This window comes from Rhodococcus sp. 27YEA6, assembly GCF_044908235.1.
Taxonomy (GTDB): Bacteria; Actinomycetota; Actinomycetes; order Mycobacteriales; family Mycobacteriaceae; genus Rhodococcus_F; species Rhodococcus_F qingshengii.
In genome coordinates this window covers 1-22,129 of the sequence record NZ_JBIYCY010000033.1, presented here as the reverse complement: position 1 = coordinate 22,129, position 22,129 = coordinate 1, and the positions used below count along the sequence as shown (strand labels likewise).

Here is a 22,129-nt window from a genome sequence, read left to right as displayed (position 1 = left end):
ACTCCGGTCACGGTGAGTGGCGGTGTTGCGACGCTCTCGCACGCGTTCGATGCTGCTGGTGCGCAGAGTGTTACGGCTGACTTCACCGCTGGTGCAGGGTTTGTGAGTTCGTCGGCGCCTGCTCAGACGGTGACGGTGTCCGATCCGGCTCCGGTGGATGTGGAGACCACGACGGCGCTCTCGGTTCCGGCTACGGCAATCACGGGTACTGCGGTAGATCTGACCGCTACCGTGGCTCCGAACAATGCTGTCGGTACGGTGCAGTTCAAGTCGAACGGCACTGCAATCGGCACTCCGGTCACGGTGAGTGGCGGTGTTGCGACGCTGTCGCATGCGTTCGATGTTGCTGGTGCGCAGAGTGTTACGGCTGACTTCACCGCTGGTGCTGGCTTTGTCAGCTCGTCGGCGTCGGCTCAGACGGTGACGGTGTCGGATCCGGCTCCGGTCGACAAGGCGACAAAGACGGTGCTGAGTGTTCAGGGTGAAGCCAAGGTCGGACTGCCTGTTGATCTCTTCGCGACAGTGTCCGAAGATCCCTCGGACGCCCTGGTGCCTTCCGGCGGAACGGTCCAGTTCAAGATCGGTGGAGTCGATCTGGGCGCCCCGGTCGCGGTTGTTGACGGAGTTGCCAAGCTGCCGCACGTGTTCGGAGCAGAAGGCACCTTTGTAGTCTCGGCTGTATTCAGTGGCTCTGGCGTGTTCACGTCGTCCACCGCGGAATCCGTCGACGTCAATGTCACGGTTCCGACCCCGTCGGATGTCGAAAGCTCTACGTCGTTGACGGCTCCGTCTTCGGCAAAGGTCGGCACGTCGGTGCAGCTGAAGGCTGTGGTCAGTTCTTCCGGCGCGACGTCGGGAACCGTCCAGTTCTTCGATGGAACGACTCCGATCGGAACGGCCGTCGATGTTGTCGGTGGGCAGGCTGTGTTGAGCCACACCTTCACCACGACCGGCAACCATTCGATCACCGCGGTCTACAGCGGAGCCCAGGGCGTCACGGGTTCCACGTCGACTGCATCGGTTGTGAACGTCGGTAACGGGGGCGGTGACTTCGGTTCGCTCGGTTCGCTGTCGCTGCCGTTCGGTTCATGATTCTCCGATGATGTGATGCCCCCTTGCGCCCATAGGTGCAAGGGGGCATTGCTCTTCGGGAATCGCGGATTGGTCGTTAGCTGAACTATTGGCAATTCGTGAATATTTGTCTGAAATAACTGATACAAGTACTACTTTTGACGGGTACTGTACGAGCGTCCAGCTCCATTCCGATTTCCGCTCTGTTCGAGTGACCTCCTTCCGTGCGGTTCCCGATCCACGTCTGTTGCTAGCTGAGGAGAGTTCGTGTTGGTGAGAAGAAGTTCCGCGGTCGTGGTGGCGGCGTTGGTCGGTGGCGTGCTGGTGGCAGGTGGCGTTGCTTCGGCAGCTCCGACGTCATCTCCCGCGGTGGAGAACTCGATCGGGTTCAAGCTGGGTTGCGATGGTTATGAACATCTGGCTGTTGATATCGCGGATGTGTTTCATTCGACGGGTGTGACGGTGTCTGCGCCGGAGAAGGTGGTGGCGGGGTCGACGTTCACCTATCGGGTTCAGCCGAACGTGATGTCGGTGCCGACGGGTGGGCATGCAGGCCGCAGTGTCGGTAAGTGGACGCGGCTCAAGTACGACTTCGATATACCTGCAGGGGTGTCGTTGGTGGATGCTCAGGTCGTGGCAGGTACTTCGTCGAATTTGTCCGGTGTGACTCCGTCGGTGATTCGGATCAACGACGGCGGTTCGGCGGATGGCGCGGGTACGCATCTGCGTATTTCGGGGAACAATCAGACTGCTGACTCGAACAACAAGGGCGGTAACGGCCCGAGCACGAGCAAGAACAGTGACGGTGGAATCGAGGTAGGGGCAGGGAAGACCTTCCGGTTGCCGGCGATCGACGTGACGGTGGTTGCCGGTGCCGCGGGTAGTACGGTGCAGCCGAAGTTGCGTGCCACAGATGGTGATTCGGGTGCGTTCAATTCGCCGAAGAATGCGTTCACGTTCTTGCAGTACGAGACCCTTTGGCCGGGGTACTGGGAGCGCTACAACTGCTCTCCGCGCGATTCGAGTGGTGGTGGGTTGAATGCGGGTGGTCAGGCATTGGCCACCGTCAACGTCGTCTCGCAGGCGGCGACCTCGACCACAGTGACATCCGGCGCGGCTGCAACGGTCGGTCAGTCGACCGATTTGGTTGCGCAGGTCTCCCCGGCACCGACAGGCGGCACCGTTCAGTTCAAGGATGGCGGAACTGACATCGGCGCCCCGGTGGCCGTCGTCAATGGCGTTGCCACACTGCCACATACATTCACCGCGGCAGGCGATCACTCCATCACCGCTGAATACGACGGTGTTCTCGAGTTTCTGACATCCACGTCACCAGCACGCACAGTGAGCGTGGCCGCTGCCGATGTACAGACGACTGCGTCGTTGACAGTGCCGAGTAGTGCCGTCGAGCAGACCTCGGTCGCGCTGACCGCAAACATCTCACCGGCAGCTAACGGTGGAACGGTCCAGTTCAAGGACGGTGGCATCGACATCGGCGGACCCATCGCGGTGACTGGCGGAGCGGCGACCCTGGATCACACGTTCACCACGACGGGATCACACTCGATCACTGCGGTCTACTCAGGTACTGCAGGTTTTGGTGGTTCGACCGCGCAAGCTCAGACCATCGAGATCTCGAGCTCAGCGCTGAGTACGACTACAACGCTTCAAGTTCCGGCTACGGCGGTCACGGGTACGGCCGTAGATCTGACCGCTACCGTCGCTCCGAACAACGCTGTCGGCACGGTGCAGTTCAAGTCGAACGGCACTTCAATCGGTTCACCGGTTGCAGTTACGTCGGGTGTTGCGACATTGAGCCATACGTTCGATACTGCTGGTGCTCAGAGTGTTACGGCTGACTTCACCGCCAGTGCTGGCTTTGTGAGTTCGTCGGCGCCTGCTCAGACGGTGACGGTGTCTGATCCGGCTCCGGTGGATGTGGAGACGACGACGTCGTTGTCGGTTCCGGCTACGGCAATCACGGGTACGGCTGTTGATCTGACCGCGACGGTTGCTCCGAACAATGCTGTGGGTTCGGTGCAGTTCAAGTCGAACGGTGCGGCGATCGGCTCGCCGGTGACAGTCTCCGCGGGTGTTGCGACATTGAGCCATACGTTTGATACTGCTGGTGCTCAGAGTGTTACGGCTGACTTCACCGCCGGTGCTGGCTTTGTGAGTTCGTCGGCGTCTGCTCAGACGGTGACGGTGTCGGATCCGGCTCCGGTGGATGTCCAGACCACGACCTCACTCTCGGTTCCCGCGACTGCCATCACGGGCACGGCTGTTGATCTGACCGCTACCGTCGCTCCGAACAACGCTGTCGGCACGGTGCAGTTCAAGTCGAACGGCACGGCGATCGGCACTCCGGTCACAGTCTCCGCGGGTGTTGCGACGCTGTCGCATACCTTCGATGCTGTTGGTGCACAGGGCGTTACGGCTGACTTCACCGGCGGTGCAGGCTTCGTCAGCTCCTCGGCATCGGCTCAGACGGTGACGGTCTCTGATCCGGCTCCGGTGGATGTCGAGACGACGACGTCGCTGTCGGTTCCGGCTACGGCGGTTACGGGTGCGGCTGTTGATCTCACGGCGACGGTTGCTCCGAACAACGCTGTGGGATCGGTGCAGTTCAAGTCGAACGGTGCGGCGATCGGTTCCCCGGTGACGGTGTCCGGTGGTACCGCGACCCTCTCACATTCCTTCGATGCCGCTGGCGCGCAGAGCATTACCGCGGATTTCACGGCTGGTGCCGGATTCAAGAACTCGGTTGCGAGTGCGAAGTCAGTTCAGGTCAGTGTTGCCGACCAGGAATCCGTCGTCGAACTGAATATTCCGACCGACGCCAAAACTGGTGTGGCGACCGACTTGTGGGCAAACGTCCGAACGTCGTCGGATGATGCTGTCGGCGTCGGAACCGTGCAGTTCTACGACGGTGGGGTCGCGATCGGCGGTCCTGAAGCGGTTACGGTCGGCGCTGCCGGCCTGACGCATTCGTTTACCTCTGCGGGTGCGCACAGCATCACTGCGGTCTATTCGGGAGGAGCCGGTGTAGTCGGATCCTCGGCCCAGGCGCGGACGGTGAATGTAACGGACCCTGCGCCTTCGGATGTCACCACGGAGACTGTGGTGACGGTGCCTGGTGATGCCGTGGTGAACAAGTCGGTGACCCTGTCGGCGACTGTCAGTTCGGTGCAGAACGGTGGAACGGTGCAGTTCATGGATGGGGATACTCCGATCGGTGACGCTGTTGCAGTGGTCAACGGGATCGCGGCGCTGAACCACACCTTCACCACAACCGGCACGCATTCGATTTCGGCAATCTACAGCGGGGCAACCGGATTCACAGGATCCACCTCGACGGCCCACGCAATTCAGATCAAGGCTGCAACCGGCGGTGGCACGGGCAGCCTCGGTTCAGGAAGCGCTGGCTCGAGCGATTTCCTTCCGTTCGGTTCCTGACCGAAGCAGTTCAGGTCGCGGCCCCGAGGCAATATCCCTCGGGGCCGATCGACAGGGTGAACTGCATCGAGCGCGAGTTACCGGTTCCGTCGCTGACGGGCAGGGTGACACGGACGTAGTCGCCGCGAACCGGAGTGACTGTTGCAGCGTCGGCGTCGAAAGACTTGATACCGGCCAGCTGATTCGGATCGAGCTTGAGAGGCGGCTGGCCGGTTGCGCCGGTGCCGTCCGGATCCCACGGGCTGTTGCCGGGGCAGATCAGTGGATAGAACGTCTCGACGTCGCGGGTATTGACCGGCCGTCCCGTGGCGCGTGAGAGAAACCTGACGACGGCGTGGGAAGCGTCGGCCGCGGTGTAGAAGTTTGATTGCCCCGCAGGGAAGACGAACGGGCACGCATAGCCGGAAGCGATCTCCGAGCGCTTGGCGGCGACGGAGAGTCCGCCGCCGCTCCAGGTGACCGCGTACTGGCCGTCGACGCCTGGTGCGGCGATGGCCGTCAAGATGGCGGGAACATCCGAGTATCGGTCGGCGATCGTTGTGGGCGGCATCGTCCAGCATGCGTTCGTGAGCGCGTCCACGTCCAAGGACACCAGGTCCGTTGCCCAAGCTGCCAAGGCCGGCGCAGCAGCCGGATTGCCGGGCACGTCACCAACCGGAGGTGGCGCGACCGGCGCAGCGGGCGCAATTGTCGTCGTGGGTGCGAGAGTGGTTGTCGTCGTGGTTTCAGTCGTCGGCGGAGACGGTTCGTCCGTCAGGATTCCCGTCCGTCCGTCGTCCTCACATGCGGTTATCGCCAACGTCATGGCGAGTGCGACTGCCCCCACTGCCGCTCGTCCTGCCGACTTCATTCGTTCGTACGCCCCTTTTGCGACATTCTGACCAACATCCACCCCAGAACTGCTGCGGGTCAGATCACGGATTCCCGTCTACGCTAGCGAACTGTGGATCCCGTTTACAGAACAGTCATCGGCATCGCCCGTACCGTCTTCGCTTTCGAGGGCCTGAAGTTCTCCGTCAAGGGAGAGCAGAACATCCCGGCGTCCGGTGGCGCCGTGATCGCGATCAACCACACCGGGTACATGGACTTCACGTATGCGGGACTGCCGGCACGGACCCCGAAGCGCTACATCCGGTTCATGGCCAAGAAAGAGGTCTTCGACAACAAGATCTCCGGACCGATCATGCGGGCCCTCAAGCACATCCCGGTCGACCGCGGCGCGGGCGCCGACTCCTACAAGGCGGCCGTAGATTTCCTGAAGCGCGGCGAATTGGTGGGCGTGTACCCCGAAGCCACGATCAGTCGGAGCTTCGAGATCAAGGAATTCAAGTCCGGCGCCGCCCGCATGGCGATCGAGGCGGGCGTCCCGATCGTTCCCGTCGTCATCTGGGGCGCTCAGCGCGTGTGGACGAAGGGTTATCCGAAGCGTTTGGGCCGCACCAACACTCCCATCTCCATTGCCGTCGGCGAGCCGATTGCACCTTTCGAGCCGGCGAGTGAGCTGACGGCGAAGCTGCGGTCGACGATGCAGGAGTTGCTGCTCGATCTGCAGAAGAGCTACGACCATCCCGCCGGCGAGTACTGGGTGCCGGCCCGCCTCGGTGGCAGCGCGCCGACGCTCGAGCAGGCCGACAAGATGGATGCCGATGAGGCCGAGGCGAAAGCCAAGGCTCGCGAGGCGCGGAAGTCCGAAGGCTGACCGATGTCCTTCGAACCCGTTTACACCGCTGTCGAGGTAGTCGCGCGTGGTCTGAGCGGTTTCCAGGGTGTGAAGGTCACCCGCACCGGGACTGAGAACGTCCCGGTGTCCGGTGGCGCCGTCATCGCGATCAACCACACGAGCTACCTCGATTTCATACCGGCGGCCCTGGCGGTCGGTACCGCGAAACGCAAGCTCAGGGTGATGGCAAAGGCCGAGTTGGCGGACAACAAGGTCCTCGGCTTCCTCATGCGTGGATGCGGCGTCATCGAAGTCGATCGCTCTGCCGGAGCGCAGGCGTATCGAGCCGGAGTCGACGCCCTGAAACGGGGCGAACTGGTGGGCGTCTACCCGGAGGCGACGATCAGCCGGAGCTTCGAGATCAAGGAAATGAAATCCGGAGCAGCTCGGATGGCCATCGACGCCGGCGTACCGATAATTCCGCTGATCGTCTGGGGCGCCCAGCGGATCGTCACCAAGGGCGGACCGAAAAATCTGGGCCGCAATCATTTCCCGATCTCGGTGGAAGTGGGCGCACCGATCGATCCGGTCGAGCCCGCCGAAGCATTGAGCGAGATCCTGCGCATCGAGATGGATGCAATCCTGCGCCACGTGCAGGACGGGTTCGTGCACGAGCCCGGGGCGTACTGGGTGCCGCGCCGACTCGGCGGTGGCGCACCGACGCCGGAGGAAGCTGCGGCCATGGACGCACAGGAACGCGCGAAGCGGGCGCGCTGAGCGAGACCGTCGTACCGGGCAGGCACAATGGCGGTGTGAGCCCAGACCGTCGTATCAGCCCTGACCGCCCAACCTTGGTTGCGACCGATGTCGACGGCACCCTCATCGATCACGACGAGTTGGTCAGTGCCCGCACCCGCGCCGCCGTGCATGCCGTCGTCGAATCCGGCACGCCGTTCCTGCTGGCAACCGGGCGTCCTCCGCGATGGATTTCGCCCGTCGTCGAGGGCTTGGGATACGCGCCACTCGCCGTCTGCGCCAATGGAGCCGTTGTCTACGACAGCTACGCCGACCGCGTCCTCAGCGCCGCGACCTTGTCGGTCGACGCACTCACCGAACTCTCCGAGCTGGCACTGGTTGCACTCCCGGGCGCAGGTTTGGCCGCGGAACGAGTGGGGGAGAGCGCACATGACGCCGCCACCCCACAGTTCGTCAGCTCACCGGACTACGAACATGCCTGGCTCAACCCGGACAACACCGAGATGTCCGAGGACGAAGTGCTTGCGGCGCCGGCCGTCAAACTCCTGATTCGCCGTCCAGGCATGACCAGCACGGCGATGTACGACACGCTCGCTCCGCACGTCGGTGCGCTCGCCGACATGACGTACTCCACCGAGAACGGACTGATCGAACTCTCGGCGCCGGGAATCACGAAGGCGTCGGGCCTGGTTGCCGCCGCGGAGAGGTTCGGCTTCGACCTGTCGGGTCTGGTTGCCTTCGGGGACATGCCCAACGACATCCCGATGCTGGGGATGGCACGCCTCGGCGTTGCCATGGGCAACGCTCACCCCGAAGCCAAAGCCGCAGCCGACGAGGTCACCGACACCAATTCGGCACACGGGGTCGCAAAAGTCCTCGAGCGCTGGTGGTTGTAGAACCCACCAGCGCCCGAGGACGTGTACTGCTCGAGTGTCAGCCGACAGGCGCGCTGTTGGCCATTTCCTGGGCAAAGGTCTCGTTGTAGGTCTTGAGGACCTTCGTGACCATGCCGGTGATCTGGTTGAAGATCAGCGAACCGTTCTCGAAGTCGCTTCGCAGGCCGTCCGGGATCGAGTACTCGTCCGAGATCGGCAATCCCAGTTCACCCGCGTCGGAACCGAAACTCTGCCACGACTTGAAGATCTCGCCGAGCACGGTGAACACTCCGCCGTTCGGCGAGGTGTAGACAGCGCCGTTCTGGAACAGCGCACCCTGGTTGCCGAGCTTCGCCTGCAGAATTCCGGACAGTGCCTGGCCGAGGCGTCCGATCTCGCCACCTTCGGCGATCCACTTCTGCGCGAGCGGTGAATTGTCGGTGATCTGCAGAATCTGGGTGACCAGATCCGGGATCGACGAACCGGTGCCACCGGTGACCGTGTCGACCGGAGTGGTCGGCTTGGGCGCGGGTGTCGACGGATTGGAGGGGTTCGAGGGGTTCAACGTTCCCCCGATGTTCGCGGCCGCGATGTTCCGGATGTCGTTCATGTGTGCGTATGCGGCATCACCCGGGCACGCGGTGTTTCCGACGTCGCGGTGGGCGAAGATGATCGGCAGATCGACTGCTGCGCCCTGCGGGTACGGCGTGAACTCGGTGCCCTCGGAGTACATCGTCGTTCGGCCCTTGGGATCGAGTCCGGCCATGCCGAGCTTCCAACCGAGGAACTTGCCGACGGCGTTGAGCGTCGCCTGCGAAGGCTCGACGGTGGAGTAGTCGCCCATCATCGCGATACCGGTGGTGTTCTCGTTGAATCCACCCGCGTGTGCACCCTGAACTGCCTTGTCGAGTCCGCCTGCGCGGCCTTCGAAGGTCTGACCGTACTTGTCGACGAGGACGTTGTATCCGACGTCGCACCAGCCGAGCGTCTGTGCGTGGTAGGCATAGATCGAGCGGACGATGCCGGCCGATTCGGCCTTCGTGTAGTTGTTGCTACCTGCGGTGTGGTGAACGGTCGCGCCACCGATGAAGTCGTCGTAGGTGGGGGAGTCGCAGCGAAGTGACTCGTCTGCTCCCCACTGAGCACGGGTGATGACGGACGGTCCGCTGCCGCCGAGCGGCGCTGCGACGGCCTGCAGATTGCTGTCTGCCTCGCTGGCACCCGGGTCGATCAACACGGCGGTGACGGCATCTGCTGCCGTCGTCACCTGGCGAAGCGGCTTGGACACCGAAGCGGGTGTGTACCCGAGTTCGCCGGTGGCTGCGGGTGCTTCAGCGGGGGCAGCTTCCGGAGCGGGCGCGGGGGCAGCTTCCGGAGTCGGGGCCGGCACAACCTCGGCTGCGGGAGCAGCGGCACCCTGCGGCGTGAGGATCTGGATGGACTTGGTGGCGCCGACGAAGACCGGTTCGGTGGCGGTACCGGAGTTGGTGGCCTGATCCGAGCTGGCGGAGTCGATGGCGTCAGGGGTGAACCACGGGCCCCAGGTGCCGTCTTCGGCCAGGGCGCGGACCTTGGACTGCGCCGAGGCGATGGTGTCCGAGGTCAACGCGACCATGCTGAACGGAGTGTCGCGGGTGACTTCCTTGACCACGGCACCTGGCTCTTCCTCGGAAGGAACCGGAGCGGTTTCGGTCGGGGCGCCGGGAGCAGCGGGTGCCGGGAACAGCTCGGTCGGCAGCGTGATCCCGGGAGGTAGCGGGATTTCGGTCGGGAGCTTGAGGTTTCTCAGATCACCGAGGTTGATGTCGGGGAGATCGAGACCGGTCAGCTCCTTGACCGGAATGATGATGTCGGGCACCGACGCGAGGAGCACCTCTGCGATCTGGGTCGGCACTGCTACTGACGTCGTCTCGTTCGCGGAACGTACATCGGACGTAGTGCTCGTGAAGCCGTAGACCGCAAAAGGACTTGCGACAGCCACTGCGGCTACAGCCCCGAGTACGAGCGAGGGCTTCGGTCGACGGTGTGGCAAGGGATTACTCCTCGGTTGTAGTTACTTGCGAGCGAACTTCAGGGCCGATGACGGCCGTGAACGGAATCCTTCAAAACCGGATCCGAGCAGGTCGGATGCCATGTTCTGGGGTTGAACTCCAGTTTTCGGACGCGTACGTCTGCAACTCGTGATGCTGATGTGACTCGTGTGACTGGTGTTGCTAACTCCAAACACTCTTGCCACACTAGTCACAAAAGTCCATAACGCTCAACCTTAGGGTGAGACTTTAGTTAAATCGTTGTGGACTGGCCTGCGCGCGAAGTACCGACTTCGCGGACTCGTGAGGCCGGTAGCGATGAGGAGAGCATTGATGGCGAGAAGCGGAAGAAGCGGAACTGCAGGTAAGAAGCCTGTGTCCGGTCGCGCAGGTCGCTTTCTGGTGGGCGGACCCGGGAGGCGAACCTCGCTGATGCGGATCTCGGTCCTCGGTCTCGTTCCGGCTCTTGCGCTCGGCGTCGCGATCGGAGGTTTCACGCAAATCCGCGCTGACGAGCCGTCGATCCTGCACGCCGTCGCTGCCGACACGCAATTCACGCTCTCCGGGCACGGCAACGGACATGGCCGTGGAATGGGCCAGTGGGGCGCTTACGGCTACGCCAAGAACGACGGCTGGTCCGGCGAGCGAATCCTCAGTCACTACTACGGGGGAACCGTCCTGGACTCGATGCCGCCTGCCCAGATGAGTGTGCGGCTCACGGCCCAGGACAACTCGACGCTCGACGTCTACTCCGACGCCGGCCTCGTGGTCAACGGTCAGCGCACCGCGCCCGGCGAGGCTGCCCATCTCACTGCACTGCCCGGTGGCGGTGCGCAGGTAGTGGTCACCAGCGGGTGCGGTGGCGGGGTTGTCTGGGAAGCGGTCACCGACCATCCGTGGGTGGACCCGGTGGACCTCGGTCCTGATCGACCCGCCGACCAGTTCCTGAAGCTGTGCAACAACGACGCGCCCTATCGAGGCGCCCTCGGCGTAGTGCTCGACAACGGCTCGGCTCGGACAGTCAATCTCCTCGACATGGAGGACTACCTGCTCGGCGTGGTGCCGGTCGAAGCGAAGGCCGAATGGGCCGATTCCGGTGGGGCCGAAGCGCTACGGGCGCAAGCCGTGGCAGCACGCTCGTACGCTGCGACCGAGCATCGCAGCTCGTACGCCGACACCTGCGACACTCAGGACTGCCAGGTCTACGGCGGAGCGGGCAAGGAAGATCCCCGCACCACCGAAGCCGTCCGGTCCACCGCCGGCGCCGTTCTGTCGCGTGACGGCAAGATCGTTGCCACCGAATTCTCCTCGTCCACAGGAGGTTACAGCTCCGGCGGTGAATTCCCGGCCGTCGAGGATCTCGGTGACGCCCTTTCTCCGAATCATGACTGGACAGTGAATCTGACCGCAGGGCAGATTGCGGACGCCTTCGATGTGGGTGAGCTGCAATCGCTCAAGATTCTCTCGCGCAACGGATTCGGTACCGACGGCGGGCGAGTGACGGCAGTCGAGGTAGTCGGAACAAATGCAACTGTTGGCGCCACCGGAATTCAGTTCCGCCAGAAACTCGGCCTGAAATCCGACTGGTTCACCATCGGTGACGGTGCGGGTGTGGTAGTGGCACCGGATTCGGAATCGACAGTGCCGGAATCCAATTCGCCATCCGACGATCCATCGGGTACGGTTACGGAGACGCAGATCGAGAAGAAGTATCGGGAGCTCGGCGGTGAAAGCGGCTCTCTCGGTGCTCCTGCCGGCCCGGAGATGCAGTTGCCCTCCGAAGCAGGCACCTTCCGTGTCTACGAAAACGGAACCATCATCTGGACAAAGGTTTTGGGCGCGCAGGTAGTTGATGCCAACGTGCTCCGCGAGTGGATACCGACGGGCGGAAGCTAGGGGAAGGTCGGTCGGTAGCGACTCGCACGTATCGACTCTGAAGGGTCTCTGCCGTAACCCGGCGGAGGCCCTTCAGGTCGTTCAGGGTTCGTTGGTTGTCGGTCAGATGGTCGGGGCGTCGCCGAGCAGGCGGTACTCGAGCCACAACTCCGCACGTTCCGTGGGGGAGCCGAGGTCGAGCTGGAGAAGGCTCTCGATCCGAGCGAGTCTGCTGCGCAACGTATGCCGATGAATATTCAGCGCTGTGGCTGCGGCGTCGCCCACCCCGTTGTGTGCCAACCACATGGCCAAGGTCCGGTAGAGATCGCTACCGCCCTTCGCTTCCAGAAGCGGGCGCAAGTGTGCCGCCGCGAATGCCGTCGAGCGATCCTGGTCGAGAAATGCGGACAATCCGCTCTCCGAGAGTTCGGCGAACCGCATCGAAGGCAGGTTGCGGGCACCGGCCTCGGCTGCTGCCTGCGCGGCTTGGCGTCTGGCGCGCGAGAGATCGTCCCACCACAGCATGTCCGACACGCCGACGGTGACGTCGATTTCGTTGACACGGGCGAGGATTCGCCCGCTGTCGGTAGCCGAGACGACGGCAATCAGTGCACCGTCGGTGATGCCGAACGCCAGATCGCGGCTGAGACCATCGAGCAGTGAGACGGACACGCTCTCGAGCAGGCCACTCGGGCCCGCTACGTGGAAGACCTGGAAAGGCTCGACCGGAAATCCTCCCCACAGTTCCCCGGAGATGTTGCGGGCGAGCGCATTCTGTCCCTCGAACAGCTGATGCATCGCAACGGTACGAAGGTGGTTCATCGTCAGCTGTGCGTCTCGGGTTCGAGCCGTCATCAACGTGAGCAGAGACGCGGCTGCGATGACGATGCCCTGATTCAGTGAACCGACGGCGCCGGGGCAGCCGGCGACGAGGTACCCCATCAGCTTTCCCCTCGACGTCAGCAGCGGATGGGAGATGACGTCCTCGTTCTCACTCGTGAGGAAACTGACTTCCATCGGGCGGGCGTCGCGCTCGGGGGCAGTTCGCTCGATTCCGGCGGCCGCGGCGGTGTGTGAGATCTCGACGGTATGTCCGGCCGAGTCCAGCAGAGCCGCCCATCCGCCGATCAATTCCGCCACCCGTCGTACGACTGCCCGGGTGCCGTTGACCGTCACCGCAGCTTGAAGCAGTCGCCGCAGGCTCTGGTAATTGCTGCGCAGCGCTTTCATGTCGTCGTCGGATTGCGCCTTCGACACCGCTTTGGTCAGGGCGATGAAAGGTGTTCGCAATGGGACGTCGAGAAGGGGCACACTGAAACGGGTGGCCGCATCCACCAGAGTCTGTGGCGCCTGCTCGTATCCGAGGCCGGTTCCGAAACCGATTCCGGCAATTCCGGCCGCCACCAGGGTCCGTACGAATCGGGTCGTTTCCGCGGCCGTCGTCGGTAGTGACACCCCGGTGATGAGTAGTAGTTCACCGCCGTCGAGGAAGGGCGTCGGGTCGGGAAGTTCGGAGACATGTGCCCAGGTCAGGGTGCGATCGAGCTGGTCGTGCCCAGCCAGGACGCGAAGGCCGAACTGTTCGGTCGCACAAAGCTGGCGGAGCGTGATGGGCATGAGTCCAGTCTGACACCTCGAACTCGCCACTTTGTAGTGCCTGCGGTCACGTTTGTACAAAGTGGAGCCTGACGCGAGCTTGCCGAAGGTCCGACACTGGCGCTATCGAAAATGCGCTCCGGATAGAGCGCCACCGAGATCCACGTTCCGAACAGCCCACAAGGAGTACTGATGTCCAGTACAGACCAGCCGGCACTTCAGCACACGCTGAAGAAGCGGCATCTGTCGATGATTGCGATCGCAGGCGTCATCGGCGCCGGACTGTTCGTCGGCTCCGGTGTGGCGATCCAGGAGACGGGACCCGGTGTCCTGATTTCCTACGCGCTTGCCGGCGTCGTCGTCATCCTCGTGATGCGCATGCTCGGTGAGATGTCGGCAGCGTCGCCGGAAACCGGCTCGTTCTCCTCGTACGCCGACAAGGCCATCGGCCGCTGGGCGGGCTTCTCGATCGGCTGGCTGTACGCGTGGTTCTGGATCATCGTGCTCGGCATCGAGGCCACCGCCGGTGCCCTCATCATGAATCGCTGGGTCCCCGGCGTTCCCCAGTGGACCTGGGCATTGATTCTGATGATCGTGCTGACGCTGACCAACATCATCTCGGTCAAGTCGTTCGGCGAGTTCGAGTTCTGGTTCGCCTCCATCAAGGTCGTCGCCATCATCGCGTTCCTCGGCATGGGCATCGTGGCGATCTGCGGATGGATGCCCGGCGTCGAAGCACCCGGAATGACAAACCTGACCGGTCACGGCGGCTTCCTGCCGAACGGAACAGGAGCGATGCTCGCCGCAGTCCTTGTGGTCGTGTTCTCGTTCTTCGGGGCCGAAATCGCCACCATCGCCGCCGGTGAATCGGCCAACCCGCTCGAAGCTGTTCGCGCAGCCGTCAAATCCGTCGTCTGGCGAATTCTCATCTTCTACATCGGCTCGATCGCAGTGGTCGTCACCCTGCTTCCCTGGGACAGCGCGTCGGTTGCACTCAGCCCGTACGTCGCCGTCATGGACTCCTACGGCATTCCGGCCGCGGGCAACATCATGGACGTCGTCGTCCTCACGTCGGTTCTGTCCTGCCTCAACTCCGGTCTCTACACCGCGAGCCGCATGATCTTCTCCCTCGCCGGCCGCGGCGACGCCCCCAAGTCGCTCTCACGTATCGAGAAGACCGGCGTCCCGATGCGCGCTGTCCTGGTCTCGACGATCGTCGGCTTCCTGACCGTCGGCATGAACTACCTCTCCCCGGACAAGGTCTTCCTGTTCCTGGTCAACTCCTCCGGTGCGATCGCGCTGTTCGTCTGGCTGGTCATCTCGGTGTCCCAGCTGCGCACCCGCCGCAAGCTCGAAGCTTCGGGCCAGGAGCTGGAACTCAAGATGTGGTTCTTCCCGTACCTGACCTACGCCACGATCGCCGCCATCATCGCGCTCTGCATCGGAATGCTCACCCTGGACTCGACGCGCAGCCAGATGATCGTGTCCCTGGGACTTGCAGCGATCCTCGTGGGTATCGGGCTCTACCGCTACCGGAACCACAAAGACACCGACGCCGAGGTCGTGCCCGTCGCCGAGAGCGCTCCCACACCCTGACACCAACGTCCCCATCTGCGAGATACTTCGATGTCCTAGTATCGGCCACGGACAGAGAAATCGACGTGAGCACAGCAGATGGGGACAATCATGACCACACCCGAACCGATCGTCATCGTCGACGGGGCCAGGACCCCCGTCGGTAGCTTCGGCGGCGTCTTCAAGGACGTACCCGCGCACGAGTTGGGCGCCGCAGCAGCCAAGGCCGCGCTGAGCCGCGCCGGCGTTGCGCCCGAAGACATCGACGAGGTCGTCATGGGCTGCATCGGCCAGGTCGGCCCGGACGCCTACAACGCACGCCGCGTCGGCATCGCCGCCGGACTGCCCGAGAACGTCCCCGCCTACACCGTCAACCGTCTCTGTGGCAGCGGCCTGCAGGCTGTGTGGTCTGCGGCGATGCAGATGCGATGGGGCGCAGCTGCCATCACGCTCGCCGGCGGTGACGAGAGCATGTCTCGCATGCCCTTCTACGACTTCGCCGCCCGCTCGGGCTACAAGCTCGGCGATCGCAGCCTCGTCGACGGCACCGTCGCGATGCTCACCGACCCGTTCAGCAAGGCTCACATGGGTCGCACTGCCGAAGCCGTCGCCCGTAAGTACGGCGTCAGTCGCGAGCAGCAGGACGAGTTCGCCGTCGAATCTCAGCGCCGCGCGGCTACCGACGCAGCGAAGGCGGCATTCGCCGAGGAAATCACTCCCGTCGAGACCGGTGGTCGGCGCTCCGTCACCGTCACCGAGGACGAGCATCCCAAGCCCGGAACCACCGTCGAAACCCTCGCCAAGCTGCGCCCCGCATTCGAAGAGGGCGGATCCGTCACCGCCGGTAACGCGTCGGGCATCAACGACGGCGCCGGCGCACTCGTCCTCGCGACGGGCACCGAGGCAGCCAAGCGCGGTCTCACCGGACTGGTCACGCTCGAAACCGTCACGACGGCAGCCATGGAGCCCGGTCTGATGGGCTACGCTCCCGTGCTCGCTCTCGAAAAGCTCTTTGCACAAACAGGATTGAAGCCTTCCGACATCGGCACCGCCGAGGTCAACGAGGCGTTCGCTTCGCAGGCCATCGCCGTCATCCGTGACAGTGGCCTGGATCCGGAGAAGACCAACCCGTACGGCGGAGCGATCGCCCTCGGACACCCGGTCGGCGCCACCGGAGCCATCCTGACCCTGCGTGCGGCCCGCGACATGGTCCGCCGCGACCTCGAATTCGGCATCGTCACCATGTGCATCGGCGGCGGTCAGGCACTCGCTGCCCTGCTGAAGCGGGTCTGATCATGGCGACCAAGCGCAAGCCGTCGTGGCACGACGACGAGATCACCGCAGTAGCCGAACTGGCCCGTGGTTTCTTCGATCGTGAACTGATCGCCAAGCGTGAGCAGTGGGACGCTCAGCATCGCGTCGACCGGTCCGTGTGGCTCGAAGCCGGCAAGCTCGGCCTGCTGTGCTGCTCGATTCCCGAGGAATACGGCGGGGGCGGTGGAACTTTCGCGCACGATCTCGCTGTCTTCGAGGCGCAGGGCTACTGCGGTGACTATGCGCTCGGTAACTCCGTGCACAGTGGCATCGTCGCCCACTACGTGCTCGAATACGGAAGCGAAGAGCAGAAGAAGGCCTGGCTGCCAGGTATGGCGACGGGCGAAATCCTCGGCGCCATCGGAATGACCGAGCCCGGAACAGGTTCCGACCTCAAGGCAATCACCACCTCCGCGATCCGTGACGGTGACCACTACGTCGTGAACGGGTCGAAGACCTTCATCACCAATGGTGGCAGCGCAGACATGATCGTGCTTGCCGTCAAGACCGACCCCAAGGCGGGCGCCAAGGGTGTCTCGCTCCTGATCGTGGATCTTCGTGACTGCGAAGGCTTTGCGGTCGGCCGCGTGCTCGACAAGGTCGGTCAGCACGGCGCAGATACGTCGGAGCTGTCCTTCACCGACGTTCGCGTTCCCGTCTCGAACCTCCTCGGTGAGTCCGAGGGGCTCGGCTTCGGTCAGTTGATGGCGCAGCTGGTGCAGGAACGCCTCATCATCGGCGCGCAGGCCATCGGCACCATCGAGCGTGCAGTCGAGGAGACCGTTGCATACACCAAGGCGCGTCAAGCGTTCGGGCACAGCCTCTTCGAGTTCCAGAACACCGCCTTCGAGCTGGCCGAGTGCCAGACGATCGCACGCACCTGCCGTGTCTTCCTCGACAACTGCATCGAGGATCACCTCAACGGCGAGCTGGACGGCGCAGACGCCGCGATGGTCAAGTACTGGCTCACCGAGCAGCAATGCGCCGTCGTCGACCGGTGCGTGCAGCTCTACGGCGGATACGGCTACATGCGTGAATACCCGATCGCGCGCATGTACGAGGACTCCCGCGTCCAGAAGATCTACGCCGGCGCCAACGAAGTGATGAAGGGCATCATCGCGAAGAGTCTTTGATCACCGGCGTCGAAAACCATTGACACCGACCAGGCACCCACCGAGCATTTCGGTGGGTGCCTTTGTGTGTGCCCACAAGCGGTATCGAGCTGTTCGGAAGGCAAACACTGATGAGCTTCACCATCGACGTCGGGTCGGCACGCGTCACCCAACTGACAGAGCTGGCGCACTGGCCGTTTCCGCCGCGAGAGCTCTTTCCCCAGGCGAGTGAGGCGGAGATAGAGGAAGCGTCGGCGCGGCTGACACCGGAGTTCTTCGACGAGGGTAGTGGTGACCTCGTGCTTGCCATCCACACCTACCTGGTGGAGATCGGCGGCAAGGCCGTCGTCGTCGACACCGGCAACGGAAACAGCAAGCACCGGCCGAACCTCTTGCCGCATCACATGTTCGGCACCGACTACCTCTCACGCTTCGCTGCCACCGGTGTGTCCGTCGACGACGTCGATCTGGTGGTCAGCACACATCTGCACCCTGACCACTGTGGCTGGAACACCGCCCTCGACGCCGAAACCTGGCGGCCTACCTTCCCCCGCGCGACCTACATTTTCGATCGCACCGAACTGGCCGCGCTCCAACAACTCGCCGCCGACGGTCCACACGAAGGAGTGGTCTCGGATCTGGCGCAGACCTTCGAGGACAGCGTCCGTCCCGTTCTGGACGGGGCGAAGTGGGAGGCGGTCGACGACGGCCACGTCCTGGTCGAGTCCGAAGGCACACGCGTCGTCGTTCGCAGCGCGCCCGGCCACACGCCGGGCCATATCGTGATCGAGATTCGCACTGTCGACGGCGGCGCCGTCATCTCCGGCGATGTGATCCACCATCCGATCCAGTTTCTGTACCCGGACCTCAGTCAGGGCGGCGACGCGGATCCGGAGATCGCGAGGGTCACCCGCCGCGAACTTCTCGAACGCTGCGCGTCGGAGGGACTGCTTCTACTTCCCGCGCACTTTCCGGTCGACGAACCGATCGTGATCGAATTCGATTCGAGCGGTGCACCTCGTGCTTCCGGTCTGATCGGTCTTGCAACGTCCTGACTTGCCGCATCGTCCCTGGTGACGCATCCAACCCTCGGCGTCCGAACAGGTCCGATACCCTGGTTCATCGTGACCGCTGCAAATTCAGAGACCGCCCGTGCCCAGTACGACCTGATCGTCGTCGGTTCGGGATTCTTCGGGCTGACCATCGCCGAGCGTGCCGCTACCCAGCTGGGTAAGCGCGTGCTGGTGCTGGATCGCCGTCACCACCTGGGGGGAAACGCATACTCGGAGGCAGAGCCGGAGACCGGCATCGAGGTCCACAAGTACGGTGCCCACCTGTTCCACACCTCCAACAAGAAGGTCTGGGACTACGTCACCCAGTTCACGGAGTTCACGAACTACCAGCACCGCGTCTTCGCGCTGCACAAGGGACAGGCGTATCAGTTCCCGATGGGACTCGGTCTCGTGTCGCAGTTCTTCGGTCGGTACTTCACTCCCGAAGAAGCACGCGCCCTCATCGCCGAACAGTCCAGCGAGATCGATTCGAAGGACGCCTCCAATCTCGAAGAGAAGGCGATCTCCCTGATCGGACGCCCGCTCTACGAAGCGTTCGTGCGTGACTACACAGCTAAGCAGTGGCAGACCGACCCCACCGAGTTGCCCGCCGCGAACATCAGCCGCCTGCCGGTCCGCTACAACTTCGACAACCGCTACTTCAACGACACGTACGAGGGCCTGCCTGTCGACGGCTACACGGCGTGGCTCGAGAACATGGCGAAGGATCCGAAGATCGAGGTCCGCCTCGACACCGATTACTTCGACGTCCGCGACGAACTGCGCACCGCCAGCCCCGACGCCCCTGTCATCTACACGGGCCCGCTCGACCGCTACTTCGACTACTCCGAAGGTGCACTGGGATGGCGCACCCTCGATTTCGAGACCGAGGTTCTGCCCACCGGAGACTTCCAGGGCACCCCGGTCATGAACTACAACGACGCCGACGTGCCGTTCACCCGTATCCACGAGTTCCGTCACTTCCATCCGGAGCGCGAGTACCCGACCGACAAGACCGTCATCATGCGTGAGTTCTCACGTGCCGCGGAGGCGAAGGACGAGCCGTACTACCCGATCAACACTCCCGAGGATCGCGAGAAGCTCTCCGCGTACCGCTCACGCGCCAAGAAGGAGACCGTGGAGAACAAGGTCCTCTTCGGTGGGCGTCTCGGCACCTACCAGTACCTGGACATGCACATGGCGATCGCCAGCGCGCTGACGATGTTCGAGAACACCCTGCGCCCGCATCTCGAAACGGGTGCGGAATTGGCAGGGGAGAGCGAATGAACGCACGTCATCTACTCGAAGGCGAAGATGCCGTCAGCGGCGACGAGGTGACCTACCTCGGCAAGTCCCTGCTTCAGCGGATCATCCTGCCCCGCGCCGGTGAGCCGCTCGACGTCCGCACGTTGTACTTGGAAGAGTCCTGGTCCAACAGTCGGCGGGCGCACTCGACCTCGCGCACGTCGGTAGCGCTCGGCGCCGAGACCGAGGTCTCGTTCGCCACGTACTTCAACGCGTTCCCTGCCAGCTACTGGCGTCGATGGTCCATCCTGAAATCGGTGGTCCTTCGTCTCGAACTGTCCGGCCACGGCCGCGTCGACATCTACCGTTCCAAGGCGGATTCCTCGCGAATTCACGTGGAAGGCAAGGAATTTGCCGACGGCGATGCCGCGGTCGAGTTCGAGGTGGAACTGGCGCCGTTCGAGGACGGTGGCTGGATCTGGTTCGACATCACCACCGATACGGCAGTGGTCGTCGAGAGCGGCGGCTGGTACGCGCCCGTCGAGGCTCCCGGCGAAGCGACTGTCGCCGTTGGTATTCCGACGTTCAACCGTCCGACCGACGCGGTCAAGGCGCTTGCTGCACTGGCTTCGGATCCGCTGGTGTCGGACGTGATCAAGGCCGTCATCATGCCGGATCAGGGCACCCGCAAGGTGCGTGACGAACCCGGATTCGCCGAAGCTGCTGCAGCGCTCGGTGATCGGCTCGCCATTCACGATCAGGGCAACCTCGGCGGCTCGGGCGGATACAGCCGAATCATGTACGAGGCACTCAAGACGACGCAGTGCCAGCACATCCTGTTCATGGACGACGACATCGAGATCGAACCGGACTCGATTCTGCGTGCGCTTTCGTTCTCGCGTTTCGCGAAGTCGCCGATGCTGGTGGGTGGGCAGATGCTCAACCTGCAGGAACGAAGCCACCTCCACGTGATGGGTGAAGTGGTCGACCGCGGCATCTTCATGTGGACCGCGGCACCGAACGTCGAATACGACCACGATTTCTCGAAGAAGCCGCTGCGCGAATCGAAACTCCTGCACCGCCGCATCGACGTCGACTTCAACGGCTGGTGGATGTGCATGATCCCGCGCCAGGTCGCCGAAGAAATCAAGCAGCCACTACCGCTCTTCATCAAGTGGGACGACTGCGAATACGGTTTGCGCGCAAAGAAAGCCGGATACCCGACCGTCACGCTGCCCGGTGCCGCGATCTGGCACATGGCGTGGAGCGACAAGGACGACGCCATCGACTGGCAGGCGTACTTCCACCTCCGTAACCGTCTGGTGGTGGCCGCGCTCCACATGCCGGGCAACGGCCGTGGCCTCGTGGTCAACACGGTGAAGGCAACGCTCAAGCACCTGCTGTGCCTCGAGTACTCCACCGTCGCGATCCAGAACAAGGCCATCGCGGACTTCCTCGCCGGACCCGAGCACGTCGCGAACATGCTGCCGACGGCACTCGGTGAGGTCCACGCCCAGCGCAAGGAATTCTCCGACGCCGTCGTACTGCCGTCGTCGACTGCGTTGCCGCTGCCCTCCGGTGCGGATGTCGGAGACGTGAGCCTGCCGCTGTCGACCGTCGCGAAGATCACCCGGGTCCTCAGGGCCGGAGTGCACAACGTGAAGCCGGCCAAGCCGGAACACCTCGAGCGCCCTCAGCTCAATGTTCCGACCATCGACGCCCGTTGGTTCCTGCTCTCGCAGGTCGACGGCGTCACCGTCACCACGGCCGACGGTCGCGGCGTCGTCTACCGCAAGCGAAACCCGAAACTCGCGCTCGAACTGCTCAAGGAAGCAACACGGTTGCGCCGCGAACTCGCCGCCCGTTTCCCCGAGCTCAAGAAGCAGTACCAGGACGCCGTTCCTTCACTGACCAGCACGGAAAGGTGGGAACGTGTCTTCGGCATCTCCTGAAGTACAGATTCTGGCCGGGATTCAGTCGACCGTCGGGCAGCTGCCGGGAGCCGTCAAGGTCGCCCGCGGTATGTCTCACTTCGGTGAGCACTCCCTCGGGTGGATCGCGATCGCTGCCGTCGGTGCTGCTGTGGACAAGCCGCGTCGACGGGAATGGGCCGGAGCAGCCGTCGGAGCATTCGGTGCACACGCCGCCTCCGTGGTTATCAAACGAGTGGTCAGGCGCAAGCGACCTTCCGATCCTTCGGTGCAGGTCAACGTCTCGACACCGAGCAAGCTCAGCTTCCCGTCATCACACGCGACGTCGACGACGGCGGCGGCTGTGCTGATCGGTCGGCTCACCGGGCTACCCTTACCGGCGTTGCTGGTGCCCCCGATGATGCTCTCGCGTCTGGTCCTGGGAGTTCACTACCCGACCGACGTACTCGCCGGAGCGGCACTGGGAGCCGCATCCGCGGCGGTAGTTCGCCGGGTCGAAGAAGCCAGAGCCGAACAGAAATGTGGAGATAAATGAGCGAGGAACCGGCTACGGTCAGCGGACCCCCGAAGTCCCTGCCCGC

At 63.4% G+C, this 22,129-nt stretch carries 16 protein-coding genes; 13 read left to right on the top strand and 3 right to left on the bottom strand.

Annotation, left to right across the window (positions count from 1 at the left end; all coding sequences use genetic code 11):
* Positions 1-1,092: Ig-like domain-containing protein (locus tag ABH939_RS32040; RefSeq protein WP_404650691.1), on the top strand; the 1,092-nt coding region annotated here is incomplete at its 5' end.
* Positions 1,093-1,344: 252 nt separating this feature from the next.
* Entirely contained in the window at positions 1,345-4,527 is a 3,183-nt protein-coding gene (locus ABH939_RS32035) for a beta strand repeat-containing protein (protein ID WP_404650690.1), read from the top strand.
* Between the two features lie 10 nt (positions 4,528-4,537).
* Here ABH939_RS32035 and ABH939_RS32030 read toward each other — a convergent pair whose 3' ends face one another.
* A complete protein-coding gene (locus ABH939_RS32030) occupies positions 4,538-5,377 on the bottom strand; it encodes a hypothetical protein (RefSeq protein ID WP_042921235.1) in 840 nt (279 codons plus the stop codon).
* A 93-nt stretch (positions 5,378-5,470) separates the two neighbouring features.
* Here ABH939_RS32030 and ABH939_RS32025 point away from each other — a divergent pair, with 93 nt between their 5' ends.
* From ABH939_RS32025 to ABH939_RS32015, 3 genes are read left to right on the top strand one after another with little or no spacing between them, the layout of a single operon-like run.
* Positions 5,471-6,226 (top strand): 1-acyl-sn-glycerol-3-phosphate acyltransferase, encoded by a 756-nt coding sequence (locus tag ABH939_RS32025; RefSeq protein ID WP_042921233.1) that lies wholly within the window; start codon positions 5,471-5,473, stop codon positions 6,224-6,226.
* A 3-nt stretch (positions 6,227-6,229) separates the two neighbouring features.
* Complete coding sequence (locus tag ABH939_RS32020) at positions 6,230-6,964, top strand: 1-acyl-sn-glycerol-3-phosphate acyltransferase (protein ID WP_007731829.1); 735 nt, start codon at positions 6,230-6,232, stop codon at positions 6,962-6,964.
* A gap of 53 nt (positions 6,965-7,017) precedes the next feature.
* Positions 7,018-7,839, top strand: a complete 822-nt coding sequence (locus ABH939_RS32015; RefSeq protein WP_063315969.1) for a Cof-type HAD-IIB family hydrolase — start codon at positions 7,018-7,020, stop codon at positions 7,837-7,839.
* Between the two features lie 37 nt (positions 7,840-7,876).
* Here ABH939_RS32015 and ABH939_RS32010 read toward each other — a convergent pair whose 3' ends face one another.
* A complete protein-coding gene (locus ABH939_RS32010) occupies positions 7,877-9,850 on the bottom strand; it encodes an N-acetylmuramoyl-L-alanine amidase (protein ID WP_030535825.1) in 1,974 nt (657 codons plus the stop codon).
* Positions 9,851-10,181: 331 nt separating this feature from the next.
* On the opposite strand from ABH939_RS32010, the gene ABH939_RS32005 reads away from it, so the two are divergent.
* Positions 10,182-11,744, top strand: coding sequence for a SpoIID/LytB domain-containing protein (locus tag ABH939_RS32005; RefSeq protein WP_054827106.1), 1,563 nt, complete (start codon positions 10,182-10,184; stop codon positions 11,742-11,744).
* 102 nt (positions 11,745-11,846) lie between these two features.
* On the opposite strand, the gene ABH939_RS32000 is transcribed toward ABH939_RS32005, so the two are convergent.
* Positions 11,847-13,340, bottom strand: coding sequence for a PucR family transcriptional regulator (locus ABH939_RS32000; protein ID WP_003943944.1), 1,494 nt, complete (start codon positions 13,338-13,340; stop codon positions 11,847-11,849).
* Between the two features lie 171 nt (positions 13,341-13,511).
* Between ABH939_RS32000 and ABH939_RS31995 the strand changes: the two genes are divergently transcribed.
* The 7 genes from ABH939_RS31995 to ABH939_RS31965 all read left to right on the top strand — a co-directional run bounded on the left by ABH939_RS31995 (position 13,512) and on the right by ABH939_RS31965 (position 22,083).
* Entirely contained in the window at positions 13,512-14,915 is a 1,404-nt protein-coding gene (locus ABH939_RS31995) for an amino acid permease (protein ID WP_007731826.1), read from the top strand.
* A 90-nt stretch (positions 14,916-15,005) separates the two neighbouring features.
* Positions 15,006-16,187 carry a thiolase family protein gene (locus ABH939_RS31990; RefSeq protein WP_007731825.1) on the top strand — a complete coding sequence of 394 codons (1,182 nt, stop codon included), beginning with the start codon at positions 15,006-15,008 and terminating at the stop codon, positions 16,185-16,187.
* 2 nt (positions 16,188-16,189) lie between these two features.
* Positions 16,190-17,341, top strand: coding sequence for an acyl-CoA dehydrogenase family protein (locus tag ABH939_RS31985; RefSeq protein ID WP_007731824.1), 1,152 nt, complete (start codon positions 16,190-16,192; stop codon positions 17,339-17,341).
* Between the two features lie 110 nt (positions 17,342-17,451).
* On the top strand, positions 17,452-18,375 hold the full coding sequence (locus tag ABH939_RS31980) for an MBL fold metallo-hydrolase (protein ID WP_404650689.1): 924 nt from the start codon (positions 17,452-17,454) through the stop codon (positions 18,373-18,375).
* 69 nt (positions 18,376-18,444) lie between these two features.
* Entirely contained in the window at positions 18,445-19,659 is a 1,215-nt protein-coding gene (glf, locus tag ABH939_RS31975) for a UDP-galactopyranose mutase (protein WP_063315967.1), read from the top strand.
* Entirely contained in the window at positions 19,656-21,569 is a 1,914-nt protein-coding gene (locus ABH939_RS31970; RefSeq protein WP_007731821.1) for a glycosyltransferase, read from the top strand. Before glf ends, ABH939_RS31970 begins: the two co-directional genes overlap by 4 nt.
* A complete protein-coding gene (locus ABH939_RS31965) occupies positions 21,550-22,083 on the top strand; it encodes a phosphatase PAP2 family protein (protein WP_003943893.1) in 534 nt (177 codons plus the stop codon). Before ABH939_RS31970 ends, ABH939_RS31965 begins: the two co-directional genes overlap by 20 nt.
* The last annotated feature ends 46 nt before the right edge of the window (positions 22,084-22,129 follow it).

Bases quoted from the DNA above. Each gene is read 5' to 3' on its own strand.
- ABH939_RS32030 (WP_042921235.1), bottom strand. From the start codon at position 5,377: ATGAAGTCGGCAGGACGAGCGGCAGTGGGGGCAGTCGCACTCGCCATG.
- ABH939_RS32020 (WP_007731829.1), top strand. From the start codon at position 6,230: ATGTCCTTCGAACCCGTTTACACCGCTGTCGAGGTAGTCGCGCGTGGT.
- ABH939_RS32005 (WP_054827106.1), top strand. From the start codon at position 10,182: ATGGCGAGAAGCGGAAGAAGCGGAACTGCAGGTAAGAAGCCTGTGTCC.
- ABH939_RS32000 (WP_003943944.1), bottom strand. From the start codon at position 13,340: ATGCCCATCACGCTCCGCCAGCTTTGTGCGACCGAACAGTTCGGCCTT.
- ABH939_RS31995 (WP_007731826.1), top strand. From the start codon at position 13,512: ATGTCCAGTACAGACCAGCCGGCACTTCAGCACACGCTGAAGAAGCGG.
- ABH939_RS31990 (WP_007731825.1), top strand. From the start codon at position 15,006: ATGACCACACCCGAACCGATCGTCATCGTCGACGGGGCCAGGACCCCC.
- ABH939_RS31985 (WP_007731824.1), top strand. From the start codon at position 16,190: ATGGCGACCAAGCGCAAGCCGTCGTGGCACGACGACGAGATCACCGCA.
- ABH939_RS31980 (WP_404650689.1), top strand. From the start codon at position 17,452: ATGAGCTTCACCATCGACGTCGGGTCGGCACGCGTCACCCAACTGACA.
- ABH939_RS31970 (WP_007731821.1), top strand. From the start codon at position 19,656: ATGAACGCACGTCATCTACTCGAAGGCGAAGATGCCGTCAGCGGCGAC.